Raw genomic sequence first — 25,854 nt, 5'->3', positions numbered from 1 at the left:
GCTCAGCGGAAGGCGATCGGGATGGTGAAGGTCCAGGTGTCGCGGCGGGCAGCAGCGGGAATGGCCGGGAAGGGCGCGGCCCGGCGCACGGTTTCAAGCGCGGCCTCGTCCAGTTCGGGCACGCCGGAGCTGCGCGCCACCCGGATCGAGGAGGCCGCGCCGCCCTTCGCCACGACGAAGGACACCAGAGTTTCACCGGTCAGGCGGCGGCGCTTGGCCGACGGCGGATAGTAGAGCGCGCGGCGCAAGGCGCGCGACACGAGGCCCGGATAGTTGGAGACCTCAGCATTGCCTTCTGCCTCGCCCGTGCCGATCCGCCCGGCGCCGCCGGCCAGTGCGGTGGCCGAGGCCTGCCCGCCGGCGCCTCCGGCTGCAGACGGCGTCACCGGCGTCTGCGCGGCATCGGTCCTTTGCTGTCGGGTCGTCGCCGGCTTCGGCTTTTCAGGCCGGGCCGTTGCCGGCTTGGTCTGCGTCGGCCTCGGTCTGGCGGACGCGGACGGGTCGGGCAGGGCGGCAAGGCGCGCGGTCACCGCTTCGGCCGGCTGGGCCGATGTCGCGGCCGGTGTCTGGTCCGACGACTGGACAGGTGTCTGCACGGATGTCTGGACGGACGTCTGGACGGACGCCTGGACTGGGCCGGAGGTCGGGACCCGCGCGGTGACCGTCTGCGCCGGCGCTGCGGCGAGCGACTGCGGCGCGACGCTCTCGAGCGCACCCACCGCAGTCAGAATTGCCGGGGCAACCGTGTCCGGCGACAGGGCACTCACCGTCGGCGTCACCGGTTCGGCCTGCGCGGAGGAAGGGGCCAGAGACGCGACCAGAGACGTGACCAGAGACGCGACCGGGGGAGCAGGGTCTGCAACAGCCTCGGTGACCGGGTGCGCCATGGGCGTGACCGGCTGAAGCACGGGGGCGGCCGATGCGCTCGGCACAGGATCGGCGGGCGGGGGCGTCGCCGGGGCAAGCGCACTGCGCGACACCACGTCGCCGCTGACGACGAAGGTCTCGATGGCCGTGCCGGGCGTCGCATCGATCCGCGCACCGCCTCCGGCAATGAGAACCTCTTCCACGGCGGTCAGGCCGACAGCAAAGACCGAGGCATGCAGGAGGAGCGAGGCCACGAGCCAGAGCCGGCGTGGGGCAGCAGGACCCTGAGCCACGCCGGCCACCATCCTCGGTCCGCCGGCAACAGGCAGCGGCGCGGCCGGATGCTCCGTCGCGCCGGCGGCTGACAGGCGCGCGGGACCGAAGTCGAGCCGGCCCGCCTGCGGGTCCGGCTCGGCCGCGCCTGCGACCGGTGCGCAGCGCATCGGCACGAGGACGCCGGCCGGCCAGACCGGATCTGGCGCCTCGCCGGGCCCCGGAAAGGCCGCGCGCCCGGGAGCGGTCAGGCCAGCCTCGGCGCGACCGGCCTGCGGTTCTGGTCTGGCCTGGACTGCGCCGCGCTGCATGGCCCGTCTCCTTGGCTAGCGGCCGAAGCTGACCGCGGTGCGGCTCGACGCGGTGAGCGGGGCGCTGCAAAGCGGGGCTGCCGCCGCCGCGCCGCAGCCCGAAGGCCCGTTCACGAGGATCGAGCCGAAGCCCTCGCAAGGGGCACCGGCGATCTGGAACTGGCGAACCACGGTCTTGCCCTCCGGCAGCGCGCCGAAGTCGAACACGGTCATGCGGTCGACCACGCCGTCCTTGCTGAACAGCACGAACTCGAAGCCGGCCGCGGCCAGCGCCGCACCGGTGGCGTTGCTGGCCACGAAGGTGAGTAGGCAGCCGCCGTTGACGGTTGCAACCTTGTTCAGCTCCAGCCCGATCCCCTTGGGCTCCGCAGCCTTGACCGGGGTCGCGAGCAGGGCCGTGAGCGTGAGCGCTGCCGCCGAGGCGACACCCAGATGACGTGCAAATCGCATTCTTACCACCCGAACTGCTTGTTGAAGGTCAGCTTGAACGTGCGCCCGCGACCGTCATCCCCGGCCAGGTTGTTGCGGTAGCGCTTGTCGAAGATGTTCTCGACCGAGGCGCGGACTTCCCAGCCCTTGAACTGGGTCGCCTCGTCGCCCTTCCACGACAGGAAGGCGTCATGGACGGCGTACCCGGCGAAGGGCCCGGTGGTCTGCCCGGTCGAGATCGAGGTCGCGAACTGGCCGCGCCAGCCGAAGGACAGGTTGTAGTCCGGCACCCGCGCGCCGAGGGTCACGGCAACCGTGTCGGCCGGGATCGAGGCCAGGGTCTGCTTGGTCTTCTCGTCCTTGCCGCGCAGGATGCTGTAGGCGAGATTGGCAAAGGCGTACTGCGACTGGTAATCGGCCTCGAACTCGACGCCGTAGATGTGCGCCTGGTTGATGTTGACGTAGTAGGGGACCGGAACCCGGAGGTTGTTGAGCGGGTTGACCGCGATCAGGTTGGTCAGGTCGTTGTAGAAGCCGGTCGTCTTGAACTGCAGCGCGTCGCCGTCCTGGATCAGGTCGCGGCCGGACACCGCAAAGCCGGCCTCGTAGTTGAGCGAACTTTCCTTCTTCAGGCCAAGGCTGACGGTCCGCCCGCCCGGGAACGTGGAGCCGGGGCGCGTCGGCCGGGCGGAGGTGGAGAACATTTCGTCCAGCGTCGGCAGGCGTTCGGTGCGGGCCAGCGACCCGAAGATCGAGAAGCTCTCGGTGAACTTGTACATGGCCGCGATCTTGGGCGAGAAGGCGAGATCCGACTGCGACCGGGCGCCGGGGATACGGCTGTCGGGGTCCAGCGCGATGTGATCGAGCCGCACGCCGGGAATGATCGTCAGCTTCTCGTTCCAGATGAACTCATTCTGCAGGAAGACGCCGATCTTGCGGTCGGTGCCTTCCGGATGGAAGTCGACCCAGCCGGTGCCGCCCTTGGTCTTGCCGGTCCGCTGCTGATAGGAGAGCTGGGTGCCGAGCGTCAGGAAGTTGGCAAAGGTGTCGCCGGTCGTCTCGAACGTGTTCTCCAGCTTGGCCTGCCAGGTGCGATAGCCATACTCGCTGTCGAGAAACAGCGGCGACGGGATGCGGGCCGTGGCCTTGTCCTGCACGACCTTGGTGTCCGAGACGGACAGGTTCAGCTTCAGATCGAGGAACGGATTGCCCTGCGCGGGGTTCTCATAGGCAAACACCAGCGTCTGGTCGGTGATCTCGCGGTCGATGTTGCCGAAGTCGGTGATCGTGCGGTTCTGGGCGTAGGACGTGTTGTCGGCGTCGCTCTGCCAGCGCTGGTACGACAGGCGCACGCTCTGTTCGTTGGCGTCGCCGAAATGATGCGTGACCTTGGCAAGGCCCGAGAAGGCCTCGAAGCCGGAGCCCGGCACCTTGGCGCCCGAGCCGGTCAGGTAGTCGTTGGAGCGGCGGAAGTTGCCGTTGACCAGAACGTCGGTCTGCTCGCCGAGGCGCGCCGCCAGGATGGCCGACGTGCTGAGGCCTTCCTTGTTGGAATCAAGCATCGACTTCAGCCGCAGCGCGACCTTCTCGTTCGGCGACAGGAAATCGGAGGCATCCTTGGTGACGAAGTTGATCACGCCGCCAAGGGCGCCCGACCCGTACAGGGTGGAGGAGGCCGGCCCGCGCAGCACCTCGACCTGCTTGTAGAGCTCCGGATCGGAGAAGAACGAGCCCATGTTGTACTGTTCGTAGAACTTGGTCGCGCCATCCACGGTGATGATGATGGTCGATTCGTCCGAGGCATTGGCCGCGCCGACGCCGCGAATGTTGAAGCCCTGACCGCCGACGCGGTCGGTGCCGATGATCGTCACGCCGGGCGTCTGGCGGAAGATGTCGCCGATGGTGGTGGCCTGCTCGTCGTCGATCTGTTCCTGGTCGATGACGGTGACCGCCTGCGGCGTGTCGATCGCCACCTTTTCCTGGCCGGCGCCGATGACGATGCGCTGCAGCGCCGTCGCGGCCGACTTCTGCGCCTCCGGCGCTGCCGACCTTTGCGCCTCCGCCTGCTGCGCGAGCGACGGGGTCGCCACGGTCAGAGAGAGGAGGGCGACGCCGCCCATGAGGAATGCCAAGCGCTTGCCAGCCGACATGATGCTACCCCTGCAGTGCGGACTGGCTGGCTCTCCCGCTCGCTTGTCCCTTGAACCCTTGCTTATTTCCTGAATAACGCATTCAGGTATTGCGGTCGATACAAAAGATGAATATTGAAGTCAACTATTGAGCGGTGACCGCGGTGCGGCTGTCCAGGACCGTGCGGCCGCGATGTCACACCAGGACCGGCATGTGCCACTCCCCGCCAGGTGATCCCCAGCTCCAAGGGCGGTCGGGCCGGTCTCACGGACACGTTCCGACGGAACGCAAGTTGACTGCCTGCACCGGTCGCAGAGGGCGGCCGCCGTGCATCAGGAGGGGATTGCCATGACCACGACCACCAGCCCGCGCCCGGGAGCAGAGGCCATTCGCGCTGCCGTTGCGGCCCACCCGGAACGCCGCGAGCGGGATCTCGCCCGGGACCTGGGCGTGACCGAAGCCGAACTTGTCGCCGCCTTCTGCGGCGCGGGCGTCACGCGCCTGACCCCGTCCCTGTCGACGATCTGCAACGGCATGAAGACGGTGGGGGAGGTGATGGCCCTGACGCGCAACGAAAGCGCGGTGCACGAGAAGATCGGGCCGTTCGAGAAGTTTGTCGATGGCAGCCGGGCGGCCATGATGCTGGGCAGTGCCATTGATACGCGCATGTTCCCGTCCCACTGGGTGCACGCCTTTGCCGTGGAAAAGCCGGGGGACTCCGGTCCGCGCCGCAGCATCCAGGTGTTCGACGCCCATGGCGATGCCGTGCACAAGATCCACCTGCGCCCGGCCTCCGATGTGGCGGCCTATGAGGCCGTCGTGGCGAGCCTGCGGCATCCCGACCAGAGCGCGGGACTTGGTGTGGAACCGGTCGCGGCCCTTCGACCGGAGCGGCCGGCGCTGGAGACCGCCAAGGAGACCGAGCTGCGTCGGCGCTGGAGCGCCATGACCGATCCGCACCAGTTCTTCGGACTGCTGCGTGACCTCGAGCTGCACCGCCTGAATGCGCTGGAACTGGCCGGTGACGACTGGGCCTGGAAGGTCGATGGCGACGCGGTCCGTGCGATGATGCGGCTGGCGGCAGACAACGACATCCCCATCATGTGCTTCGTCGGCAATCGGGGCTGCATCCAGATCCACTCCGGCCCGGTCAGCCAGATCAAGGAAATGGGTCCGTGGATCAATGTCCTTGACCCCACCTTCCACCTGCATCTGCGCCTTGACCACATTGCCGAGGTCTGGGCCGTGCGCAAGAACGCCGATCAGGGTCATGTCACGTCGCTGGAGGCCTATGACGCCGATGGCCAGCAGATCATCCAGTTCTTCGGCCTGCGCAAGGAGGGCAGGGGCGAGCGGGCAGACTGGCGCGAACTGGTCGAGCACCTGCCGCGCGTGGCGCAGCGCGCGGTTGCCTGAGGAGGCCGTAATGACTGAGATGTCTGCTGCCGAGACCCGACGCAAGGGAGGCAACCGCAAGGCCGTCGCCCTGATTGCCGCCGCCGCCGCCCATGTGAGCCTCGCGCTCAGCCTCTCCGCCGCCTGGGCCGGTCCGGGCGATGACCTGTCGCAGGCCCGCCGCATTGTCGCGATCGGCGGCTCGGTGACGGAAATCGTCTATGCGCTGAAGGCCGGGGACCGGCTGGTGGCCCGCGACAGCACCTCCACCTATCCGCCCGAGGCGCAGGCGCTGCCCGATGCCGGCTACATCCGTGCGCTCAATGCCGAGGGCGTGCTGGCCGTGACCCCGGACGCGATCCTAGCGCTCGAGGGCAGCGGTCCGCCGGAGGCGCTTGATGTCCTCAAGCAGGCCGGCATCCCGCTTGCGATGGTACCCGAAAGCTTCACCGCCGAGGGGATCCTCGCCAAGATCGACCGGGTTGGGGCCGCCCTCGGCCTGAGCGACGCGGCCGCCGGTCTTTCGGCGGCGGTGCGGTCCGATCTTGCCGCCGCCATGGCGGAGGCGGCTGCCCGGGAGACGAAGCCGCGCGTGCTCTTCGTCCTGTCGCTGGCCGGCGGACGCGTGCTTGCCTCCGGCACCGACACGGCTGCCGACGGCATCATCCGCATGGCCGGCGCGATCAACGCCGTCGAGGCCTTCTCCGGCTACAAGCAGCTGACCGACGAGGCGATTGCCGGACTGAAACCGGATGTGATCCTGATGATGGACCGGGGTGGGGATCACGGCGCGGGCGCGGACGAACTCTTTGCCCATCCGGCCCTGGCCCTGACGCCTGCGGCCGCAAGCCGCCGTCTGGTGCGGATGGACGGGCTTTATCTGCTCGGCTTCGGGCCGCGCACGGCCGCAGCCGTGCGCGATCTCGCCGTGGCCCTGCGCCAACCCGGAAGCACCGCGCAATGAGCCGCAGTGGCGCTGCCGTGTTCGAGGCATCCGCCGGGGCCGCCGCGACTGCGGTGTCTGGGCCGTCTGTGCCGTCTGGGGCGTCTGCAGCGTCTGCAGCCTCTGGGGCGAGCGTGTCCGGACCACGCGCAACCGCCAGGGCCCGGCCGATCGAGGGCGACCGCGCTCCCCGCGCGCGGATCGTCCTCGGTTGCCTGGCGCTGGCCCTCGTCGCCACGGCGCTCGCCGCCCTGATGACCGGCGCCACGGGGCTCGCAAATCCCGAGGCCATCCGCCTGATGCTGGCCGGCGAGCGGCCGCAGGGCGACCTGCTGCTCATGCGCGACGTCATCGTGCTTGCCGACATCCGGTTGCCCCGGGTGATCATGGCCGGCCTGATCGGAGCCTCACTGGCGGTGTCCGGCGCCGTGATGCAGGGCCTGTTCCGCAATCCGCTGGCTGATCCCGGCATCGTCGGCGTGTCCTCCGGGGCGGGACTCGGCGCTGCCGCGATGATCGTTCTGGGCGGGGGGCTGCTTGCCCCGGTGACAGCGCTGTTTGGCGGGCATGCCGTGTCCTTCGCGGCATTTCTCGGCGGCCTCGCCACGACCGCGCTGCTCTACCGCATCGGCACGCGTGGCGGCTCCACCCACATCGCCACCATGCTGCTGGCCGGGATCGCGCTCGGCGCGCTGGCCGGTGCCGCGCTCGGCCTGCTTGTCTTCGTGGCTGACGACCGCGCCCTGCGCGATCTGAGCTTCTGGGGCCTTGGCTCGGTTGCCGGGGCCACCTGGGACAAGATCCTGACCGCAGGCCCGGTCATTGCGCTGGTGCTGCTGCTCAGCCCGCTGCTGGCCCGGGCGCTGAACGCCCTCGTGCTGGGGGAGGCGGCGGCCGGACACCTTGGCGTGAACGTGCAGCGCCAGAAGCGGCTGGCCATCGTGGCCGTGGCCGCGGCCACGGGCGCGAGCGTGGCCGTCAGCGGCGGCATCGGCTTCGTCGGCATCGTGGTGCCGCATCTCCTGCGCCTGACCATTGGCCCGGATCACCGCTACCTGCTGCCCGGCAGCGCGCTGCTGGGCGCCATCCTGCTGATCGCCGCCGACACCGTGGCGCGCACCCTTGTCGCGCCGGCGGAGCTGCCGATCGGCATCCTGACGGCGCTGGCGGGCGCGCCGTTCTTCCTCTGGATCCTGCTGACCCGCAGGGGCTTTTCCCTGGGGTGAGGGCATGAGCGACCTGGTACTGGACGGATTTTCGGTGACGCTGGCCGGACGCAGGATCGTCGAGGACGTCAGCCTCTGCGCCCGCGCGGGCGAGCTGACCGCGATCATCGGGCCCAACGGGTCCGGCAAGAGCACGCTGATGAAGGGCCTGTCGGGCGAGCACCGCTATGCCGGCTCGGCCCGACTGAACGGCCATGAGATCGCGGGCCTGGCGCCCGCGGTGCTCGCCCGGCAACGGGCGGTGCTGCCGCAACACTCGGTCATCACCTTCCCGATGACCGTGACCGAGGTGGTGGGGCTTGGCTTCCATGCCCGCCGGCCGCAGCCCGAGCTGATCGGCGCGGCGCTCGAGCGGGTGGGGCTGTCGGGCTTCGGTGGCCGGCTCCATGAAACCCTGTCGGGAGGCGAGCAGCAGCGGGCCCAGCTTGCCCGGGTGCTCGTCCAGATCTGGGAGCCGGTGAACGACGGGGCCCCCTGCTGGCTCTTTCTCGACGAGCCCGTGTCGAGCCTCGACATCCATCACCAGATCCTGATCATGGATCTCGCCCGCGCCTATGCCCGGGCGGGCGGCGGCGTGCTGGCCGTGATGCATGACCTGAACCTGACAGCCATGTATGCCGACCGGGTGATTGCCTTGCGCGGCGGACGGTGCGCCGCTTGCGGTCCGACCGCAGACACGCTGACCGGACCGGTCCTCTCCGGCGTCTATGGCTGCCGGCTTGCGGTAAACGAGACGCCGGCCGACGGCACGCCTTTCATCCTCCCGCACCTGGCGCGGGGGGCGTAGGCCAGGGAATGCCGGCTTGCCACTTGCATCCGGACGCCGGCTCGGCCATTGCAGGGACGTGCAAGGCCAGGCCATGCGTCAGGCCGCCGGAAAGCCGGCGGTTCAGGCCGCACCCGGAGAGATCCCCATGCGACGTCCCCTTGTCCTGTCCGCGCTGGTGGCCGCCTCGGCCGCAGGCTCCCTGTCGGGCTGCGCCGCCCTTGCCGTCGGCGGAGCGATCGTCTCGACCACGGCGAGCGGTGTCAGCACCGTCACCAGCACGGCCGTGGGCGTGACGACGAGCGCGGCCGGCGTGGCCGTCGACGTGGTGACGCCATCCGGCAGCGCGCCGAAACGTCCCTGACGGTCCCTGAGCGTCCCTGCGGTCCCCGACGGGGCCTGAGCCCCGGAACAGGGGCCAGAACAGGGGTCACATCAGGGGAGACCCGGGTCTGGAGCTGCGGTCAGCGCGCGGGCGCGATGCGGATCAGGCGACCTTCCTCGGAATCGGTGAGCAGGTAAAGATGCCCGTCGGGGCCGCTGCGCACATCGCGGATGCGTTCACCGAGATCCTCGAGCAGGCGCTCTTCTCCGACGACCTTGCCGCCTTCGATCTCCAGGCGGTTCAGGTGCGTGCCGGCCAGGGCACCGAGGAACAGGTCACCCTGCCAGGCGGGGAAGCGGCTGCCGGAATAGAAAGCCATGCCCGACGGGGCGATGGAGGGCACGTAGAGATGGATGGCCTGTTCCATGCCCGGCTTTTCCTTGCCCTCGCCGATGCTCAGGCCCGAATAGGCGCGGCCATGGGTGATGACCGGCCAGCCGTAATTGGCTCCGGCCCGGAGCACATTGATCTCGTCGCCGCCGCGCGGGCCATGTTCATGCGCCCAGATGCCGCCCTCGGGCGTGACCGTGAGACCCTGCGGATTGCGGTTGCCATAGGTGAAGATTTCAGGCAGCGCCCCGCTGCGGCCGATAAACGGATTGCCCGGCGCAGGCTCGCCCGTGCGGGTGATGCGGATGACCTTGCCGGAATGCAGCCCGAGATCCTGCGCGCTGTCGTCGTCGCCATGGTCGCCGATGGTCGCATAGAGCAAACCGTCCGGTCCGAAGGCCAGGCGCGACCCGTAGTGCCGGCCGCTGGACCCCCGGGTCTTGGCGGTGAAGATCACCGTGACATCGGAAAGGCCTGACTGCGTCAGCCGCGCCCGGGCGATGGCCGTCGTCCCGCCGCCCGAAACCGGCGCGGCATAGGAGAGGTAGATCGTGGAGTTCTCGGCAAACTGCGGATCGACGGCCACGTCGAGCAGGCCGCCCTGTCCGGTGTCATAGACGACCGGCACGCCGTTGAGCGGCGCGCTCAGCTCGCCCTCGGCACTGACCAGCCTGAGCCGGCCGGGACGCTCGGTCACCAGCATGCGGCCGTCCGGCAGGAAGGCAAGTCCCCAGGGGTTCTCCAGCCCGCGGGCCACATCGACCAGGGTGAAGCGCGCCTGCTGCGAGGCGATGGTGTCCGCCCGGGCCGGTGCTGCCAGCGCCATCAGCGCCGCGAGCGCCAGTCCCGCCCCGAGCATCAGGCCAAGGCGCCGGCGGCGGCGCACCAGGGCAGCCTCGGCGACGGCGAAGGCCTGTCGCTGGCGGCGGGCGCGGACGGGATCGGCGGAGAGGACGGGCACGGGCTGACGGTGCATGGCAGGCCTTTCGCAGGACGGGGCGCCCGCCGGGGGCGGGCCGTTGCCCAGCGATATGGGGCTCCCGGTCGGCGCCGCAAGGCTTTGCCGGCTGAGGCTCACGTCCTCGTGAAAACGGAGAAGCCGTGCGGCGTCAGCCGGTCGCGCTGGCCTTGCGCTTGACCGTGGCGACCTTGTCGACCTCGAAGGCCACGGTGCGGAAGATCTTCAGGAGCGACTGGTCGATCTTCGGCCCCATGTCGACGAGCACGCCATAGGCCTGACGCGGGCTGTAGGCAGGCTTGTAGGCCCGCTTCTCGATCAGGGCAGCGTAGATGTCGCAGATCGTCAGCATGCGCACGCTCTGGCTGATCTGGTCGCCCTTCAGCCGGTCCGGATAGCCGCTGCCATCCAGATACTCATGATGATGGACGGCGATGTCGATGACTTCCGGCGAGATGTTCGGCTGCGCCGACAGGATCTCGCGCGAGCGCACGGGATGCTGGCGGATGATCTCGAATTCCTCGTCCGTGAGCTTGGCCGGCTTGTCGAGAATGGAGAGGGGAATGTAGACCTTGCCGACGTCATGCAGCATGGCCGCGGCCCCCAGGAAGGCGCGCTCGGCCTTGGACAGGCCCAGCACATCGGCAAAGGCCAGCGCATAGCCGGTGACCAGCATGGAGTGGCAATAGGTGTGGCTGTGGTGCATCTGCACCGCCGACATCCAGGCGTCGATGCCGTCGAGGCGGAAAGCCTCCAGCGTGTCGTCCACGGCCCGGGCCACCTGCGCCAGCGGCAGCAGCGTGTCCGTCACCACCGACAGGGTGCATTCACCGAGCGCAGCACTCATGGCCTGGACGGAGAGGGAGGTCTGTTCGGGTGTTTCCGCCGGCAGGGACACATCGGTGTAGGAGCCGAACTGCAGCTCGATCTCGCGCAAGGCTTCCTTGGCCGGCCGCGTCCGTGACCAGATCCGTCCAAGACCGAGCGCGTCCGCCTGCATCTTGTCACGGCGGTTGCCGCCGCGCACCAGGCCGACGCTGGCCGCATTGCCGGCCCGCGCCAGCGCATCGCGGACGCCGGACAGGACGGCATCGCTGCCCTCCGCCACATCCACCAGCACGAGATCGGCAGACTTCAGATCTGCCTCGGCCACGTCCCGATGCTCGAATATCTCGGCCGGGTGCATCTGCCCGATCGTGTGCAACAGGTCCGGACAATGCTCCAGATCCGTCACAAGCATCACAAGCCTGAACACCGCACACCTCTCCTCAGTCCGCCGACCGTAAATTTTGGCCGAAGTTCCTAAGCAAAGCTTAACCCAACCCGCGCCGCCGGCCATCGTTGATATCTCATAGCCTAGTATAATTTACGTAGGGTTACCTCGAAAGTCGGCATTTGAAGCATCTGCTGCATTGCCGCAATTTTCCGAAAGCCCACCGGCAAGGCAGTCGATCGCCGTCCTGCTGCCGGGGCCACGGCCTCCTCCCTTTGGCCGGCTCGTCCGCTTTCGTCCGGCATGACAAGAGGGCAGCGCAGGGCATCGGAAGCGGGGCAATCGGACCATCATGGCGACACGGGCAGCGGGCCAGGCCCGAGAAAAAACCGCAGGATCTGGCGGCGATGCTGCCCCTCGGGACGAGGCGGGTCGCGAGATGCGGGTGACGGATCACCGGATTGCCGTCCGGCACGGCGCAGGCACCGCGGACGTGGCCGCGCGGCAGTGGCACGCGCCGCAAGGAAACGGGCCGGGCACCGACACTCAGGGGCTTCGCGCATCGGCGCCGGAGGTGCGGCGCAAGGCAGACCTTGCCCCCATCATTCTCCTGCATGATTCCCTTGGCTGCATTGCGCTGTGGCGCGACCTGCCCGAACGTCTGGCCCGGCGCACGGGCCGCACCGTGATCGCCTATGACCGGCCGGGCTTCGGCCAGTCACAGCGCCTGCACGCACGTCCGGCCCCGGATTTCGTCGAGGGCGAGGCGCTCGGCACCTTTGCCGATGTCCTGGCGGGGCTGCGCATCGACACGTTCATCGCTGCCGGCCACAGCGTCGGCGGCGGCATGACGCTCGCCATCGCCGCCGCCTGGCCCGACCGCTGCCGCGCCGCCATCACGATTGCCGCGCAGAGCGTTCTGGAAGACAGGACCCGGGCCGGCATCCGTGCGGCGGAAGCGGAGTTCGCCAACCCGGCAATGCGGGAAAAGCTCGCCCGGTACCACGGCGCACGCACCGACTGGGTGCTGGATGCCTGGATCGGCTCGTGGCTGTCTCCGGCCTTCGATGGCTGGAGCCTCGACGCGGTTCTGCCGGCCATCCGCCAGCCGCTGCTGCTGATCCACGGCGCGCAGGACGAATATGGCTCGCCCGCCCAGCTCCAGCGCATTGCCGATCGCGCGCGCGGTCCGGTCCAGTCCCTCCTGATCGAGGACGCCGGCCACTTTCCGCACCGCAGCCACGAAGCCGAGACGCTTGCCGCCATCACCGCGTTTCTGGCGGAGGTTGAGGAGAGCGTCAGGTCTTGAAACAGTGCCTGCGATGCCACTCCAAAAACGCCGGGTGCGGCCTGTCACGCATTTGCAGCGGTGGTGTTGCAAAGACGATCGTCCCTCCATCCGGCGCCCCAAAACGGGTGAGATGACGTGAGACGAGACCGGACGCCGCGACAAACGAACCTGGCGAAACCCCCGGAAAAACAGCAGGATTCGGGACGCGCCGAGATGTCTTGAAACAAAGTGTTGGCGGAAGAGGTGGGATTCGAACCCACGGAACGCTTGCACGCTCGCCGGTTTTCAAGACCGGTGCCTTAAACCACTCGGCCACTCTTCCGTTCGTTTCGTTTCCCGTCTTTGGTCCGCAAAGTCAAGCGTGCGGCTGCGGGTGTCTGGGGACGCTGCCGCCGGGCTCAGGTGTCGTGCCGAAGATGGATGTGGACGGGAAGGGGGCCGTCGACCCGCATGAGTGGGCAGGGGGTCGGGTCGACGGCCGGTGCCGGGAGGGCCCCAGCCTGCGGCGCGGCGGGGCGGCCGGCTGCAGTGCTTCCTTGGTAGCCGGGCGGACATGGCGGCGGTGTGATGATCATCACAAACTGTCCGATCCGGCCCCGCGCCGCTCCCTGACAGTTCTTTCCTGACAGCTCTTTCCTGACGGTCCTTTCCCGACAGTCCGAAGCGGCCAGTGCTGCCCTGCCAGTCCTGCGCGGCCGGCCTGACGTTGTCAGACCACCGACCCTGCGGGCCGCGGGGGCCAGCCGTGCGACCCGCCCCGGGTCTGCATCAGGATGACGGCGCAGGCGAGACCAGCCCAGCTCAAGCCAAGGGACAGGTGCCGCGAGAGGCACCGGCACCAGGCTGTGGCGACGGGGAGAGGAGGCGGGGCGGGGAGGGGGAGAGAGGGGGGAATCGCAAGGGCGAGGGGGCCTGTGGCGAGACGGTTGGCACTCACGTCCGGGTCGGGCAGCAAGACCCGCAGGACGCAAGGGCAGGAAAAACCGCAGCTTTCGGCTCGCGCCGCGCCCGGTTCAATTCCGCGCTTGGCTCACGGTTAAGGATCGGGTAACGACTATGGGGTTAACTGCGGTCAGTCCAATTCTGCGGGGGCGGAGTGGGGCTGTTGCGTGCGCCTGAACCGACATGGTTAAGGCCATCCTTGACGAGATGGCCATCCGGACGATCAGCTGCATGACCGCGTGACACGACGCCGGATTTCCGGTTGAATTGGACCGCGTGTGCTTGGGGCCGCCAGACGCGTGATGAGTGGGACGGCAGAATGCAAGGGATTGGCGTGAGCCGACAGACCCCGATGGCCGAAGCCGGCCAGACCGACGACAGCGCTGGCACCGCCGGCGCGGCACACGGTATCCCGTCTCCCGCAAGCGCAGGCAGGTCCGCCCGCCGGATGTCGTCCGGCATCCTGGTCGCCATGGCTGCAGCGCTCGCGCTTGCCGGCTGCGCCTCGACCCCGCCCAAGAAGCGGTCCACCGAATTTTTTCCGGAATCCAAGTATGGCGTGAAGGCCAGCCCGCGCGTGGTGGCCGACGGCCAGCCCGTACCGCGGGGCGGCGGCCGCGACATCGTTGGCCAGCCCTACAAGGTCGCCGGACGCTGGTATCATCCCAAGGAAGATCCCGATTACAAGAAGGTCGGCTTTGCCTCCTGGTACGGCGAGGCCTTCCACGGTCGCAAGACCGCCAACGGCGAGATCTACGACCGCAACGCCCTGACGGCCGCGCATACGACCATGCCGCTGCCCTCCTACGCCCGCGTGACCAACCTCGCCAACGGCCGCTCGATGATCGTGCGCGTCAACGACCGTGGCCCGTTCCACGGCAACCGCGAGATCGACCTGTCGCAGCGTGTCGCCAAGATGCTGGGCACCAAGGCGGCGGGTGTCGCCAAGGTGAAGGTGGAATATGTGGGGCGTGCGCCGCTGCATGGCCAGGACGAAGCCTTCCTGCTGGCCTCCTATTCCGGCCCGGATGCGGTCACGCCGGGCGGCACGATGCCGGGCACGATGATTGCGCAGGCAACCCCGCCGGCCCAGCCCGCCGCGCGCGCCACCACACCGTCCGCGCCCGTGCCGGCGGCTTCGGTCCAGGTCGCCTCGGCCGCCGACGCGCTCGGCGCAGCTCCGTCTGCCGGCGGCATCCGCGCCCCGTCGCCGCGTCCGCTGCTGATGACCTCGATGATCACGGTGGCAAGCGCCTCCGGCTCCACGCCGGTCAGCAATCCCGCCTATCAGATTGCCTATGATCCGGCCCTTGCCTTCGAGACCGGCATTTCGGGCGTGATGGTGGCCTCGGCAAGCCAGGTTGCTCCCGCGGCCGCCCCGCTTGGCGCTGCGCCCCAGACCCTCGCGCCCCAGACCCTTGCTCCGCTGCCCGCTGCCGTGTCGCCCGGCGCTGGTCCGGCTGCGCCCGATCTGGGCCAGCCCGGTCTCGGCGCTCCGCCCCAGACCCTCGGCACCCTCCCGGTCCGCATTCCGCCCGCAGGCCTGTCGCAGCCGGCGGCCTTTGCCCCGCAGCCGGCCGCCTCGCCCTTTGATGCGCTGCAGCCGGCCGTCAACGGCCCGCGCAACCTGCTGACGGGCGGTGCGATCTCTTCCTTTGCCGCCAACGACCGCATCAATGCGGCCTATTCCGCCTTCGGCAGCTTCGAGGCGACTTCCGTTCCGCTCAACCGGCTGGACCGCTGACGAGGGCGGGCTCGCGCCCGCTCGCCGGAGGTCTGGCGCTGACGGGCCAGTTGCAGGCAAACCGGGTTCCGTCGATCTGGTCGCATCGGATCCGGCGTAGCCCCTTGCGGGCCTGTCTGGCCGGGACAAGGGGCCGCTCAGGTGGTCGGTGACTGGCTGACGCGGCGTCGTCGCAGCCGGCCAGTCTTGCGGCACGGGTCCGGGTCGGCAGGAAGGGAGAGCCTGTTGGTTGGTGATCTTGGCCCCATCGGAAGGTGCCGCATGTCCCTCTGGGAGCTGACGGGTCGCGCATGGTCCGGCGTCGTCAGCAGTCTTTGCGGGTTCCGGCGCGCAGAAACCCGACGCCGCAGGCGGGCGCCCGTCCGCCTGGCCCTGTCGCTGCTTCCGACCCTCTCCCTTGGTGTTGCCCTATCTCTGGCCATTGCGCCGGCCTTTTCGCCAGCCCGGGCCGAGGCGATCGAGACCCGGGCGCCCATCGCCTTCCTTTACGACATCACCGCAGACACGCTGCTCTATGCCAAGGAGGCCGACAAGCCCTTCGCGCCGGGGTCGCTCGCCAAGGTGATGACGGCAGTGGTGGTGTTCGACGCCCTGGCCAAGGGCGAGATCAGCGCTGACACGCTGTACACCGTCTCGGAACATGCCTGGCGCACGGGCGGCGCGCCGTCGCGCGGGGCAACGATGTTTGCCGCCGTGAAAAGCCAGATTGCGGTCAAGGACCTGCTGGCCGGCCTGATCGTCCACAACGCCAATGACGCCGCCATCGTGCTGGCTGAAGGGCTGGCCGGATCCGAGGCGGCCTTTGCCGAGCGGATGACCCGCTTCGGGCTGGAGATCGGCCTCACCGGATCCCGCTTCCGCAGCCCGACCGGACTGGACGCCGACGCCTCGACGGTGACAGCCCGCGACATGGTCACGCTGGCCCGCCATCTTCTCGAGCGGCACGCTGACCGGCTCGCCCTGTTCACGCAGGCCGACTTCACCTGGAACAACATCTTCCAGCGCAACAAGAACCCGTTTCTCGGCGAGATCCGGGGCCTTGACGGTCTGGCGGGCGGTCAGTCCGAACGCGACGGCTTTTCCGGCCTGATCACGGTGGAGCGCGAGGGCCGCCGGATCGTCGGGGTGCTGGCTGGCCTGCCCAACGACAAGGCCCGGCTGCAGGCGCTCAAGGAGCTTGCCGATGCGGCGTGGGAGAGCTTTGCCACGCAGACCCTGTTCGTCGCGGGCGCCGCTGTGGGCGAGGCGCGGGTGTTCGGCGGCGTGGCGACCAGTGTCCCGCTGGTGGCTGGCCGCGACATCGCGGTGCTGTTGCCGGTCGGTGCCAGCATGAACTACCGCCTGCGTCTGGTCTACCGCGGGCCGCTGATCGCACCCGTCACGCCGGGAACGGAGGTCGGCGAGCTGAGGGTGATTGGCCCGGACGACGTGGTGGTCTACAAGGCACCCGTGGTCACCGGTGGCGCCGTCGAGACCGGAACGCTGCGCCAGCGGGCAGTGAACGGTGTGACCGAACTGCTGTTCGGCTGGATGTAGGGGCAGGCAGCGCCAGGGCTGCCGCAGTCAAGAGGTTGCAGTGCAGGGCAGGTTCATCACCTTCGAGGGCGGAGAGGGCGCGGGCAAGTCCACGCAGATCCGCCGCCTGCGTGACCGCCTGGAAAAGGCCGGCCTCGAGGTCGTCGTCACGCGCGAGCCCGGCGGGTCGCCCGGCGCGGAAATGATCCGCGAGGTGCTCTTGTCCGGCAAGGCCAAAAGCCTCGGCCCGCGCGGGGAAGCCATGCTCTTTGCCGCCGCCCGCGCCGATCACGTCGATGCCACCATTCGTCCGGGGCTGGCGGCGGGCAAATGGGTGCTCTGCGACCGCTATGCCGATTCGACCCGCGTCTACCAGGGCGAGGCCGGCGTTGACGGTCAGATGCTGGACCTGCTGGAGCTTGCCGCCACCGCCGGCCTGAAGCCGGACCTCACCGTGCTGATCGACGTGCCGGCGGATGTGGGCCTGAAGCGGGTCGAGGCGCGCAGCCACAATCCCTCCGGTGCCGCCCCGGACCGGTTCGAGGCCGACACGCTCGCCGTGCACGAGCGACGCCGGTCGCTTTTCCTCGAGCTGGCCGAGAACGAACCGGACCGCATTGCCGTGGTCGACGGTGCCGGCGACGTGGCCGCCGTCGAGGCGGCGATCTGGCAGGCGGTCACGACCCGCCTCGGACTGGAGGACGCCGGCCGTGGCTAGGGCACAGGAGATCGAGGCTGCCCCCGAGATCGACGAGATCGAGGGCGTCGCCCTGCCGCGTGCCCAGCCGGCGTTCTACGGCCACCACAGCGTGGAACGCGAGCTGATCACCGCGTATGGATCGGCACGGTTTCACCATGCCTGGCTGATCGGCGGGCCGAAGGGCATCGGCAAGGCCACGCTGGCGTTCCGCTTTGCCCGTTTTGCGCTGGCCCATCCCGACCGGTTCTCACCCGCCGTGGCTGCTGCCGAAAGCCTGGCCGTGGCGCCGGACCATCCCGTGGCGCGGCAGGTGGCGGCCGGCGCCCATCCCAACATCCTGCATCTGCGCCGCCCCTGGGACGACAAGGGCAAACGCTTCAAGCAGGCGCTGCCGGTGGAGGAGGTGCGCCGCACCGTGTCCTTCTTCGGCACCACGGCCTCGGGCGCCGGCTGGCGGATCTGCATTGTCGATGCGGCGGACGACATGAATGCCTCCTCGGCCAATGCGCTCCTGAAGATCCTCGAGGAACCGCCGCCCAACTCCCTGTTCCTGGTGCTGTCGCATGCACCCGGTCGCCTGCTCCCGACGATCCGCTCGCGCTGTCGCCGGCTCGAACTCGGCCCCCTGTCGCCGGCGGAGATCGCCGGGGCGCTCCCGGCGGTCGCCGGTCACAGCCCCGACGCGGCGACGTTGGCCGACATCGCCCGCTTTGCCGATGGCAGCCTGCGGGCAGCCCTTCTGCTGATGGCGGGCGAGGGGCTGGCGGTCAACCGCGGCTTCCTGGCGCTGGCGGAGCGGCTGCCCCGGGTGCCCGTCGCCGAGCTGCATGCCTTCGCCGACCTGGTCGCAGCCCGCGGCCAGACCGACAACTGGGAGGCCTTTCTGGCGGTGACCCGCGACTGGCTGCATGGCCGGCTGTCCGGCGCCGATCTTGCCAGCCCCTCGCGGCTTGTCAGGTGGACGGAGGTATGGGAAAAGATGGGCCGCGCGGCGGCCGAGGCCGAAGCGCTCAATCTCGACAAGAAGCAGGTTGTCATCGACGTGTTCCGGAGCCTTTCCGAAGTCATGCGAATGCCGGGATGAGCGTGCCGCCCGCGCGCCTCCGCCGCTGACCTTTGCCTGGCCGTCCTCCGACACCTGTCCGCCCCTCGCTGAAAGCGCCCGACCCTGATGACCGACAAGCCCCGCTACTACATCACCACCGCGATCTCCTATCCCAACGGCGTGCCGCACATCGGCCATGCCTATGAGGCGATTGCGACGGACGCCATGGCGCGGTTCCAGCGGCTGGACGGCAAGGATGTGTACTTCCTGACCGGCACGGACGAGCACGGCCAGAAGATGCTGCAGACGGCGCGCAAGGAAGGCATCACGCCCCGCGAGCTGGCGGACCGCAATTCGGCCCGGTTCCGCGCGATGGTCGAGACGCTCGGCTGCACCAACAACGACTTCATCCGCACCAGCGAGGAGCGGCATTACAAGTCGAGCCAGGAAATCTGGCGCCGGATGCTGGCCAATGGCGACATCTACAAGGACAGCTACTCCGGCTGGTACTCCGTCCGAGACGAGGCCTATTATCAGGAAGGCGAGACGGAGCTGCGCCCGGACGGGGTGCGCTACGGCCCGCAGGGCACGCCCGTGGAATGGGTCGAGGAGGAGAGCTACTTCTTCCGTCTCAGCGCCTATCAGGATCGCCTGCTGGCCCATTACGAGGCCAACCCCGATTTCATCGGCCCGTCGGAGCGCCGCAACGAGATCGTCAGCTTCGTCAGCCGCGGCCTGAAGGACCTGTCCGTGTCGCGCACCACCTTCGACTGGGGCATTCCCGTGCCGGATGACGAGCGGCATGTGATGTATGTCTGGGTGGACGCGCTCACCAACTACATCACCGGCGTCGGCTTCCCGGATGAGAGCGATCCCAAGTGGGCCTACTGGCCGGCGGATGTGCATGTCATCGGCAAGGACATCATCCGCTTCCACGCGGTCTACTGGCCGGCCTTCCTGATGGCGGCCGGTCTGCCGCTGCCCAAGCGCGTCTATGCGCATGGTTTCCTGTTCAACCGCGGCGAGAAGATGTCGAAGTCGGTCGGCAACGTCATCGATCCGTTCAACCTGGTCGAGCATTACGGCCTCGACCAGACGCGCTATTTCTTCCTGCGCGAGGTGCCGTTCGGGCAGGACGGCAACTACAGCCACGAGGCCATCGTCAACCGCATCAATGCGGATCTGGCCAATGACCTGGGCAACCTGGCCTCGCGTTCGCTGTCAATGATTGCCAAGAACTGTGACGGCGCGCTGCCGCAGCCGGGGGCGTTCTCCGAGGCCGACCAGGCGATCCTGGATCAGGCGGACGCCATGCTGGAGACCTGCCGCGCGGCATTCGGCAAGCAGGAGATCCACCAGGCGCTCAATTGCGTCTGGGCGTGCGTGGCCGAGGCGAACCGCTATTTCGCCGCGCAAGAGCCCTGGGCGCTGAAGAAGACCGATCCGGCGCGCATGAACACCGTGCTCTATGTCACGGCCGAGGTGATCCGCCAGATCGCGATCCTGGCCCAGCCGGTGACGCCGCTGGCGGCCTCCAAGCTGCTGGATGGCCTGCAGGTTCCGGCGGGCCAGCGCAGCTTTGCAACGCTTGGCGCGGCCGGGCGGCTGGCTCCGGGCGTTGCCATCACCAAGCCGGAACAGGCCTTCCCGCGCTATGTCGAGCCGGAGGCAGAGGCGGGCGAAGGCTGAGCGGGGAGGGGCGAAAGCCCGGGTCTGGCCCGGCCGGTCAAGGCCGAGCCTTTGGCCGCAGCACCCCTCTCCCCCTTGAGGGGGGAGCTGCCCCCGCCAGGGGGCGGAGGGGGGTAACGGTCCCTCCGATCATCCGGGACGTGGTTTCGTGTCGACAGGCTGACCCCCCCCTCTGTCTGCTGTCGCAGACATCTCCCTCTCAAGGGGGGTGAGGGGCGCTGCGGCTGGCGGCAGGTGTGCCGGATCAGGACCTGAGCAGGGGGAGCCGGACGCGACGAGGCTTTTCCTCCACGGATGAGCAACAGAGTTCTACAGTCGTTTTCCACAGGATGTCCCATGCTTGTCGACAGTCATTGCCACCTGGATTTCCCCGACTTTGCCGAGGAGCGCGATGCGGTCATCGCGCGCGCGCATGCGGCCGGGGTGAAGCTGATGGTGTCGATCTCGACCCGCGTGCGGAAGTTCCCGCAAGTGCTTGCAATCGCTGAACATTACGACAGCGTCTATTGCTCGGTCGGCACCCATCCGCACAACGCCCATGAGGAACTGGACATCACGGCGGACGAGCTGGAACGGCTGGCGGCGCACCCGAAGGTGGTCGCCATCGGCGAATGCGGCCTCGATTACTTCTACGACAAGTCGCCGCGCGAGGCGCAGGCGGCAGGTCTCGTCACCCATATCGAGGCGGCGCGCCGGACCCAGCTGCCGCTGGTGATCCATTCGCGCGATGCCGATGACGACATGATCGCCATCCTGAGCACCGAGATGGAAAAGGGGGCTTTCCGCGCGGTGCTGCACTGCTTCTCGTCGGGGCCCGAGCTTGCCCGGCGCGGGGTGGAGCTGGGGCTCTATGTCTCCTTCTCCGGCATCCTGACCTTCAAGCGCTCCGACGAGATCCGCGCGATTGCCGCCAGCGTGCCGCGCGACCGGCTGCTGGTGGAAACCGACAGCCCCTATCTGGCGCCGCAGCCCCGGCGCGGCCAGCGCAACGAACCGGCCTATACCGCCTTCACCAACGAGACGCTCGCCGAGGTGCACGGGGTGTCGCCGGAGGAGATGGCGCGGCAGACGAGCGAGAATTTCTTCCGCCTGTTTTCCAAGGTGCCGCGCCCGGAGGCCGCATGAGCGCAGAGCTGGAAATCACCATCCTCGGCTGCGGCTCGTCCGGCGGCGTGCCCCGGATCGGCAACGACTGGGGCAGCTGCGATCCGCGCAACCCGAAGAACCGGCGGCGGCGTTGCTCGATCCTCGTGCGCCGGATCGGAGAGGCCGGGGCGACGACCGTTCTGATCGACACCGGCCCGGACATGCGCGAGCAGCTGCTGGACGCCGGGGTCGATCACGTCGACGCCGTGCTCTACACCCACGCCCACGCCGACCATTTGCACGGGATCGATGACCTGCGCATGTTTGCCATCCGCGAACGCCGGCGCATTCCCGTCTACATGGACGCGGAAACCTCGCGCCGCTCGCGCGAGGCCTTCGGCTATTGTTTCGAGACGCCGCCGGGCTCGTCCTATCCGCCGATCCTCGACGAATTCCGGCTGGTGAAGGACGTGGAGACGGTGATCAGCGGGCAGGGGGGCGACATCCGCTTCCTGCCCATCGAGGTGCATCACGGCGACATCGATGCGCTCGGCTTCCGCTTCGACGATGTGGCTTATCTGCCCGACGTTTCCGGCATTCCGGAGGAGGCGGTGACGCGCTTTGCAGGACTCAGGCTCTGGATCATTGACGCCCTGCGGCGGACGCAGCACCCGAGCCATTTCTCGCTCGCTGATGCGCTCGGCTGGATCGCCGACCTGCAGCCGGCGCAGGCCGTCTTGACCAACATGCACAACGACATGGACCACGCGGCCCTGACGCAGGAACTGCCCAGGGGCGTCATTCCGGCCCATGACGGCATGGTGCTGCGCCTCGGTGAGGGCAGGGTCTCGGTCGGTTAGCTCCGCCCGTAGGCCTTGAGGAAAACGCGGACGGCGGCGTTGACCGTGGCGGTTCGCTCCGCGTCGGTGGGGGCGTCACCGACGTTCAGCAGCATGCGCCGCAACGTGCCGGCAATGCACAGGTCGAGAAAGTGCCAGGCGGCCACGTCCTCGTCCTCGATCTCCAGGGCGCCGGCAGCGATATGCGGGCGCAGGAACTCCTTGAGGTTCTCGCGCCCGCGCAGCGGGCCTTCCTCGTAGAGCAGGCGGCCGAAGTCAGGGAACTTTTCGGTGGCGCCGATGACCATGCGCAGCATCGAGATCATGTCCGGCTGCATCATCTTGGCCAGATAGAGGCCGGCGATGGTCTTGAGGTCGTGTTCCAGGTCGCCGATGGTCGCCGGGATCTGCAGGCAGCTTTCCGGCTGGTCGAAACGGTCCTTCAGGATCAGCGCCTTGAACAGGGCTTCCTTGCTGTCGAAATAGACGTAGAGCGTGCCCTTGGACACGCCGGCTTCCCGGGCGACCGCATCCATGCTGGTGCCGTCGAAGCCGTTGGCGCGAAACACCTGACGCGCGCCGTCGAGGATCTGGTTGCGCTTGGCGCTGTCCTGGCGGTCGTCGCCGGGCTGGGCGGCCGCTCGGGGGGATCCGGATGTCATCGTCGTTCCGTTGCTGAGGGGCCACCGCTGCGGCCCCGGGATCTGGTTAGGTTTTCCGCCGGGGCCTGTCAAATGCTGCCTGCGCGGGACCGCCCGAATTGCCTTTTGCCATGTCCGGACACGGCCTCTTGCCAGCCATGCCGGGCAGGTCTATAACGCATTGACCGAACCGTTCAGTCAATAGCGCCTGCAGGCGGGCGAGCGGTCCGACCTCTGGAACAGTTCTCGAAGGACGGAACCCGTGTCCGACAGCGTCCCCGCCAGCATCGACCCCGTTTCTTCTCCGGCCCGGACGGCCGGGGAGGGCCCCGATCGCCGCTCGGTCCCCGCAGCGGCGGAGGGCGGCGGATCTCCGACTGGTCAACCGGAAGCACATCCCCCCACCCGTGCCCGGAGCAACCCCGGAGATCCGTCGCCGATCCCCTCCGATCGCAGCCGGCGCAAGGCCAAGGCAAGGACCATCCTCAGCGTGATCGCGCTGGCGGCGCTTGGTGGCGTGTCCTGGGCCGGCCATGGCTGGTGGACGCATGGCCGCTTCGTCGAAACGACGGACGACGCCTATGTCACCACCGACATCACCGTCGTCCTGTCCAAGGTGTCAGGCCATGTGGCCACCCTCGAGGTGAGCGACAACCAGCGCGTCGAGGCCGGCGACATCCTGGCCCGCATCGACGACGGCGACTACCGGCTGGCCGTGCAGGGCGCGCGGGACCAGATTGCCAGCGCCGAGGCGACCGTTGACCGCATCGCCCGTCAGATCACGGCTGCGCGCGCCTCGGTCACCCAGGCCACCGCGACGGTCGCTGCCATGCAGGCCCGCGCCGACGAGGCCCGCGCCAACCACGACCGGCAGATCCGTCTGACCGAAGGCAAGGTCACGAGCCAGGCAAGCCTCGACGGGGCCATCGCCGACCTGCGCAGCGCCGAGGCCAACCTGAAGAGCGCGGAGGCCGCCGTCGAGGTGGCGCGTGCCAACATTCTGGTCCTCGAGGGCCAGAAGCTCGAAGCCGAGGCGGCCATGGCTGCGGCCCGCACCAGGCTCGACAAGGCCGAGCATGACCTCGGCTTTACCGTCATCCGTGCGCCGGTCGCCGGCATCGTCAGCAACCGGGCGGCGCAGGTCGGCACGCTGCTTCAACCGGGCAGCCGGGTCGCGGCCATCGTGCCGCTGACCGACACCCGCATTGACGCCAATTTCAAGGAAACCCAGCTCGGCCACATCCGCCCCGGTGCCCATGTTGCGGTGACGGTGGATGCCTATCCGGGACTGGTGCTGGAGGCGACCGTCGACAGCATCTCGCCGGCAACAGGCGCGGTGTTCTCGCTGCTGCCGTCGGAAAATGCCACGGGCAACTTCACCAAGGTGGTGCAGCGCGTGCCCGTTCGCATCACCGTGCCGATGGGCCAGAAGGGCGCCGAGGCCCTGCGCGCCGGCCTGTCGGTGGTGGTGGAAGTGGACACCCGCACGGGCGCTGCCGATCCCGCCGCCACGGCCAGCCTGCACTAGGCCGCCCATGACCAGCGCGGCGGCGACCAGCAGCAGTGACGCTCCAGGCCGGAGCGGGGAAGGGCGCAAGCTCTTCACCTTCCTCTGCATGGTCTTCGGCATGTTCATGGCGATCCTGGACATCCAGATCGTCTCGGCCTCGCTTGCCGAGATCCAGGCGGGGCTCGCGGCATCTTCCGACGACATTCCCTGGATCCAGACCAGCTACCTGATCGCCGAAGTGATCATGATACCGCTGTCCGGCTACCTGTCGCGGATGCTGTCGACGCGCTGGATGTTCACGATCTCGGCCGCCGGCTTCACCCTGATGAGCCTGATGTGCGCGACCGCCACCTCCATCGAGGAAATGATCGTCTGGCGCGCGCTGCAGGGCTTTCTCGGCGGCGGCATGATCCCCACGGTGTTTGCCACGGCCTATCTCATCTTCCCGCGCGAGAAGTTCAACGTCATCTCGCCGATCATCGGCCTCGTGGCCACGCTTGCGCCCACCATCGGCCCGACGCTCGGCGGCTACATCACCGACTACGGCTCGTGGCACTGGCTGTTCCTGATCAACGTGGTGCCCGGCATATTCGTGACACTGGCCGCCGTGACGCTCATCGACTTCGACAAGCCCGACCTCAGCCTGTTCGACCATTTCGACTGGGTCGGCTTTGCCGCCATGGCGGTGTTCCTTGGCTCGCTCGAGTTCGTGCTGGAGGAAGGCAACGGCGAGGACTGGTTCCAGAGCGAGGAAATCGTCCTGTTCACGGCCGTCATGCTGATGGGCGCCGCCGTGTTCTTCTGGCGCGCCTTCACCGCCCGCGAGCCGGTGGTGGACCTGACGGCCTTTTCCAACAAGAACTTCGCCATGGGCAGCCTGTTCAGCTTCGTCCTTGGGATCGGGCTCTACGGGCTCACCTATCTTTATCCGGTCTATCTGGCGGGCGTGCGCGGTTACACGTCGCTGCAGATCGGCGAGACGATGTTCGTCAGCGGCCTCGCCATGTTCCTGACCGCGCCACTGGCCGGACGGCTGATGTCGGTGCTGGATCCGCGCGTGATGATGGGCATCGGCTTTGCCGGGTTTGCCGCCGGCACCTGGCTGATGACCGGCATCACGCAGGACTGGGATTTCCACGAGCTGCTGCTGCCGCAGATCCTGCGCGGCTCGTCGCTGATGCTGTGCATGGTGCCGATCAACAACATCGCGCTCGGCATGCTGCCGCCGCAGATGATCAAGAATGCCTCCGGCCTGTTCAACCTGACGCGCAACCTGGGCGGTGCTGTCGGCCTTGCCATCATCAACACGGTGCTGAGCCAGCGGCAGGATTTCCACTACGCGCGGCTGCAGGAAAGCGTCAACGGCGCGCGGGCCCCGGTGACCGAAACGCTCGCCGGCCTGACCCAGACCTACCAGAGCCTCGGCGAGGGCGCCGGGACGGCGGCACTGAAGGCGCTGAGCGGCATGGTGACGAAACAGGCGTTCCTGATGTCCTTCATCGACGTGTTCCTGATCCTGACGCTGCTGTTCCTGTCGCTGCTGGCGGCAATCTTCTTCGTTGAACGGCCGAAGCCCATGGGCGGCGGAGGCGGCGGGCACTGAGCGGGCGTCCGTATTCGCCCCGG

21 protein-coding genes and 1 tRNA gene are annotated in these 25,854 nt (G+C 68.5%); 15 read left to right on the top strand and 7 right to left on the bottom strand.

Annotated elements, in window-relative coordinates:
* Positions 1-2: 2 nt before the first annotated feature.
* The 3 genes from GWI72_RS20125 to GWI72_RS06030 are packed head-to-tail and all read right to left on the bottom strand — an operon-like array spanning position 3 to position 4,030.
* Complete coding sequence (locus tag GWI72_RS20125; protein ID WP_244314208.1) at positions 3-1,451, bottom strand: TonB family protein; 1,449 nt, start codon at positions 1,449-1,451, stop codon at positions 3-5.
* A 15-nt stretch (positions 1,452-1,466) separates the two neighbouring features.
* Positions 1,467-1,901, bottom strand: coding sequence for a hypothetical protein (locus GWI72_RS06035; RefSeq protein WP_161708128.1), 435 nt, complete (start codon positions 1,899-1,901; stop codon positions 1,467-1,469).
* A gap of 2 nt (positions 1,902-1,903) precedes the next feature.
* Positions 1,904-4,030 carry a TonB-dependent receptor domain-containing protein gene (locus GWI72_RS06030; protein ID WP_161708127.1) on the bottom strand — a complete coding sequence of 709 codons (2,127 nt, stop codon included), beginning with the start codon at positions 4,028-4,030 and terminating at the stop codon, positions 1,904-1,906.
* A gap of 328 nt (positions 4,031-4,358) precedes the next feature.
* Between GWI72_RS06030 and GWI72_RS06025 the strand changes: the two genes are divergently transcribed.
* From GWI72_RS06025 to GWI72_RS06005, 5 genes are all read left to right on the top strand, one after another.
* The gene (locus tag GWI72_RS06025; protein WP_161672885.1) at positions 4,359-5,426 is read left to right on the top strand and encodes a hemin-degrading factor; all 1,068 of its coding nucleotides are present in this window, start codon (positions 4,359-4,361) and stop codon (positions 5,424-5,426) included.
* Between the two features lie 19 nt (positions 5,427-5,445).
* On the top strand, positions 5,446-6,369 hold the full coding sequence (locus tag GWI72_RS06020; RefSeq protein ID WP_179956128.1) for a heme/hemin ABC transporter substrate-binding protein: 924 nt from the start codon (positions 5,446-5,448) through the stop codon (positions 6,367-6,369).
* 113 nt (positions 6,370-6,482) lie between these two features.
* On the top strand, positions 6,483-7,574 hold the full coding sequence (locus GWI72_RS06015) for a FecCD family ABC transporter permease (RefSeq protein WP_348272644.1): 1,092 nt from the start codon (positions 6,483-6,485) through the stop codon (positions 7,572-7,574).
* 4 nt (positions 7,575-7,578) lie between these two features.
* A complete protein-coding gene (locus GWI72_RS06010; protein WP_161708124.1) occupies positions 7,579-8,361 on the top strand; it encodes a heme ABC transporter ATP-binding protein in 783 nt (260 codons plus the stop codon).
* Positions 8,362-8,488: 127 nt separating this feature from the next.
* On the top strand, positions 8,489-8,704 hold the full coding sequence (locus tag GWI72_RS06005) for a hypothetical protein (RefSeq protein WP_161672877.1): 216 nt from the start codon (positions 8,489-8,491) through the stop codon (positions 8,702-8,704).
* Between the two features lie 100 nt (positions 8,705-8,804).
* On the opposite strand, the gene GWI72_RS06000 is transcribed toward GWI72_RS06005, so the two are convergent.
* Together GWI72_RS06000 and GWI72_RS20380 are read right to left on the bottom strand one after the other, a co-directional pair.
* A complete protein-coding gene (locus GWI72_RS06000; RefSeq protein WP_244314207.1) occupies positions 8,805-10,031 on the bottom strand; it encodes a PQQ-dependent sugar dehydrogenase in 1,227 nt (408 codons plus the stop codon).
* Positions 10,032-10,164: 133 nt separating this feature from the next.
* Complete coding sequence (locus GWI72_RS20380) at positions 10,165-11,268, bottom strand: HD domain-containing phosphohydrolase (RefSeq protein WP_161672875.1); 1,104 nt, start codon at positions 11,266-11,268, stop codon at positions 10,165-10,167.
* 532 nt (positions 11,269-11,800) lie between these two features.
* Here GWI72_RS20380 and GWI72_RS05990 point away from each other — a divergent pair.
* Positions 11,801-12,535, top strand: coding sequence for an alpha/beta fold hydrolase (locus tag GWI72_RS05990; RefSeq protein WP_161708123.1), 735 nt, complete (start codon positions 11,801-11,803; stop codon positions 12,533-12,535).
* Positions 12,536-12,749: 214 nt separating this feature from the next.
* Here GWI72_RS05990 and GWI72_RS05985 read toward each other — a convergent pair.
* Positions 12,750-12,839, bottom strand: a tRNA-Ser gene (locus GWI72_RS05985).
* A 954-nt stretch (positions 12,840-13,793) separates the two neighbouring features.
* On the opposite strand from GWI72_RS05985, the gene GWI72_RS05980 reads away from it, so the two are divergent.
* From GWI72_RS05980 to GWI72_RS05950, 7 genes are all read left to right on the top strand, one after another.
* Entirely contained in the window at positions 13,794-15,203 is a 1,410-nt protein-coding gene (locus tag GWI72_RS05980) for a septal ring lytic transglycosylase RlpA family protein (RefSeq protein ID WP_390805931.1), read from the top strand.
* A gap of 261 nt (positions 15,204-15,464) precedes the next feature.
* On the top strand, positions 15,465-16,739 hold the full coding sequence (locus GWI72_RS05975) for a D-alanyl-D-alanine carboxypeptidase family protein (protein ID WP_161708122.1): 1,275 nt from the start codon (positions 15,465-15,467) through the stop codon (positions 16,737-16,739).
* A gap of 40 nt (positions 16,740-16,779) precedes the next feature.
* Positions 16,780-17,436, top strand: coding sequence for a dTMP kinase (tmk, locus tag GWI72_RS05970; RefSeq protein ID WP_161708121.1), 657 nt, complete (start codon positions 16,780-16,782; stop codon positions 17,434-17,436).
* Positions 17,429-18,502 carry a DNA polymerase III subunit delta' gene (locus GWI72_RS05965; protein WP_161672867.1) on the top strand — a complete coding sequence of 358 codons (1,074 nt, stop codon included), beginning with the start codon at positions 17,429-17,431 and terminating at the stop codon, positions 18,500-18,502. The genes tmk and GWI72_RS05965 overlap by 8 nt, the downstream gene beginning before the upstream one ends.
* A gap of 87 nt (positions 18,503-18,589) precedes the next feature.
* Positions 18,590-20,152, top strand: coding sequence for a methionine--tRNA ligase (gene metG / locus GWI72_RS05960; protein ID WP_161708120.1), 1,563 nt, complete (start codon positions 18,590-18,592; stop codon positions 20,150-20,152).
* Between the two features lie 336 nt (positions 20,153-20,488).
* Positions 20,489-21,277 carry a TatD family hydrolase gene (locus GWI72_RS05955; RefSeq protein WP_161708119.1) on the top strand — a complete coding sequence of 263 codons (789 nt, stop codon included), beginning with the start codon at positions 20,489-20,491 and terminating at the stop codon, positions 21,275-21,277.
* Positions 21,274-22,098, top strand: a complete 825-nt coding sequence (locus tag GWI72_RS05950) for an MBL fold metallo-hydrolase (RefSeq protein ID WP_161672862.1) — start codon at positions 21,274-21,276, stop codon at positions 22,096-22,098. Before GWI72_RS05955 ends, GWI72_RS05950 begins: the two co-directional genes overlap by 4 nt.
* Here the strand turns inward: GWI72_RS05950 and GWI72_RS05945 are convergent.
* Complete coding sequence (locus GWI72_RS05945; protein ID WP_161708118.1) at positions 22,095-22,739, bottom strand: TetR/AcrR family transcriptional regulator; 645 nt, start codon at positions 22,737-22,739, stop codon at positions 22,095-22,097. The two genes, GWI72_RS05950 and GWI72_RS05945, sit on opposite strands and share 4 nt — an antisense overlap.
* 469 nt (positions 22,740-23,208) lie before the next feature.
* Between GWI72_RS05945 and GWI72_RS05940 the strand changes: the two genes are divergently transcribed.
* Together GWI72_RS05940 and GWI72_RS05935 are read left to right on the top strand one after the other, a co-directional pair.
* Positions 23,209-24,246: an HlyD family secretion protein gene (locus GWI72_RS05940; RefSeq protein ID WP_209000059.1), complete on the top strand. Its 1,038-nt coding sequence runs from the start codon at positions 23,209-23,211 to the stop codon at positions 24,244-24,246.
* A 7-nt stretch (positions 24,247-24,253) separates the two neighbouring features.
* Complete coding sequence (locus tag GWI72_RS05935; RefSeq protein WP_161708117.1) at positions 24,254-25,831, top strand: DHA2 family efflux MFS transporter permease subunit; 1,578 nt, start codon at positions 24,254-24,256, stop codon at positions 25,829-25,831.
* Positions 25,832-25,854: the final 23 nt, after the last annotated feature.

Source organism: Pannonibacter sp. XCT-53 (assembly GCF_009915765.1).
Classification (GTDB): Bacteria; Pseudomonadota; Alphaproteobacteria; order Rhizobiales; family Stappiaceae; genus Pannonibacter; species Pannonibacter tanglangensis.
This window is presented reverse-complemented; position numbering and strand designations above follow the sequence as displayed.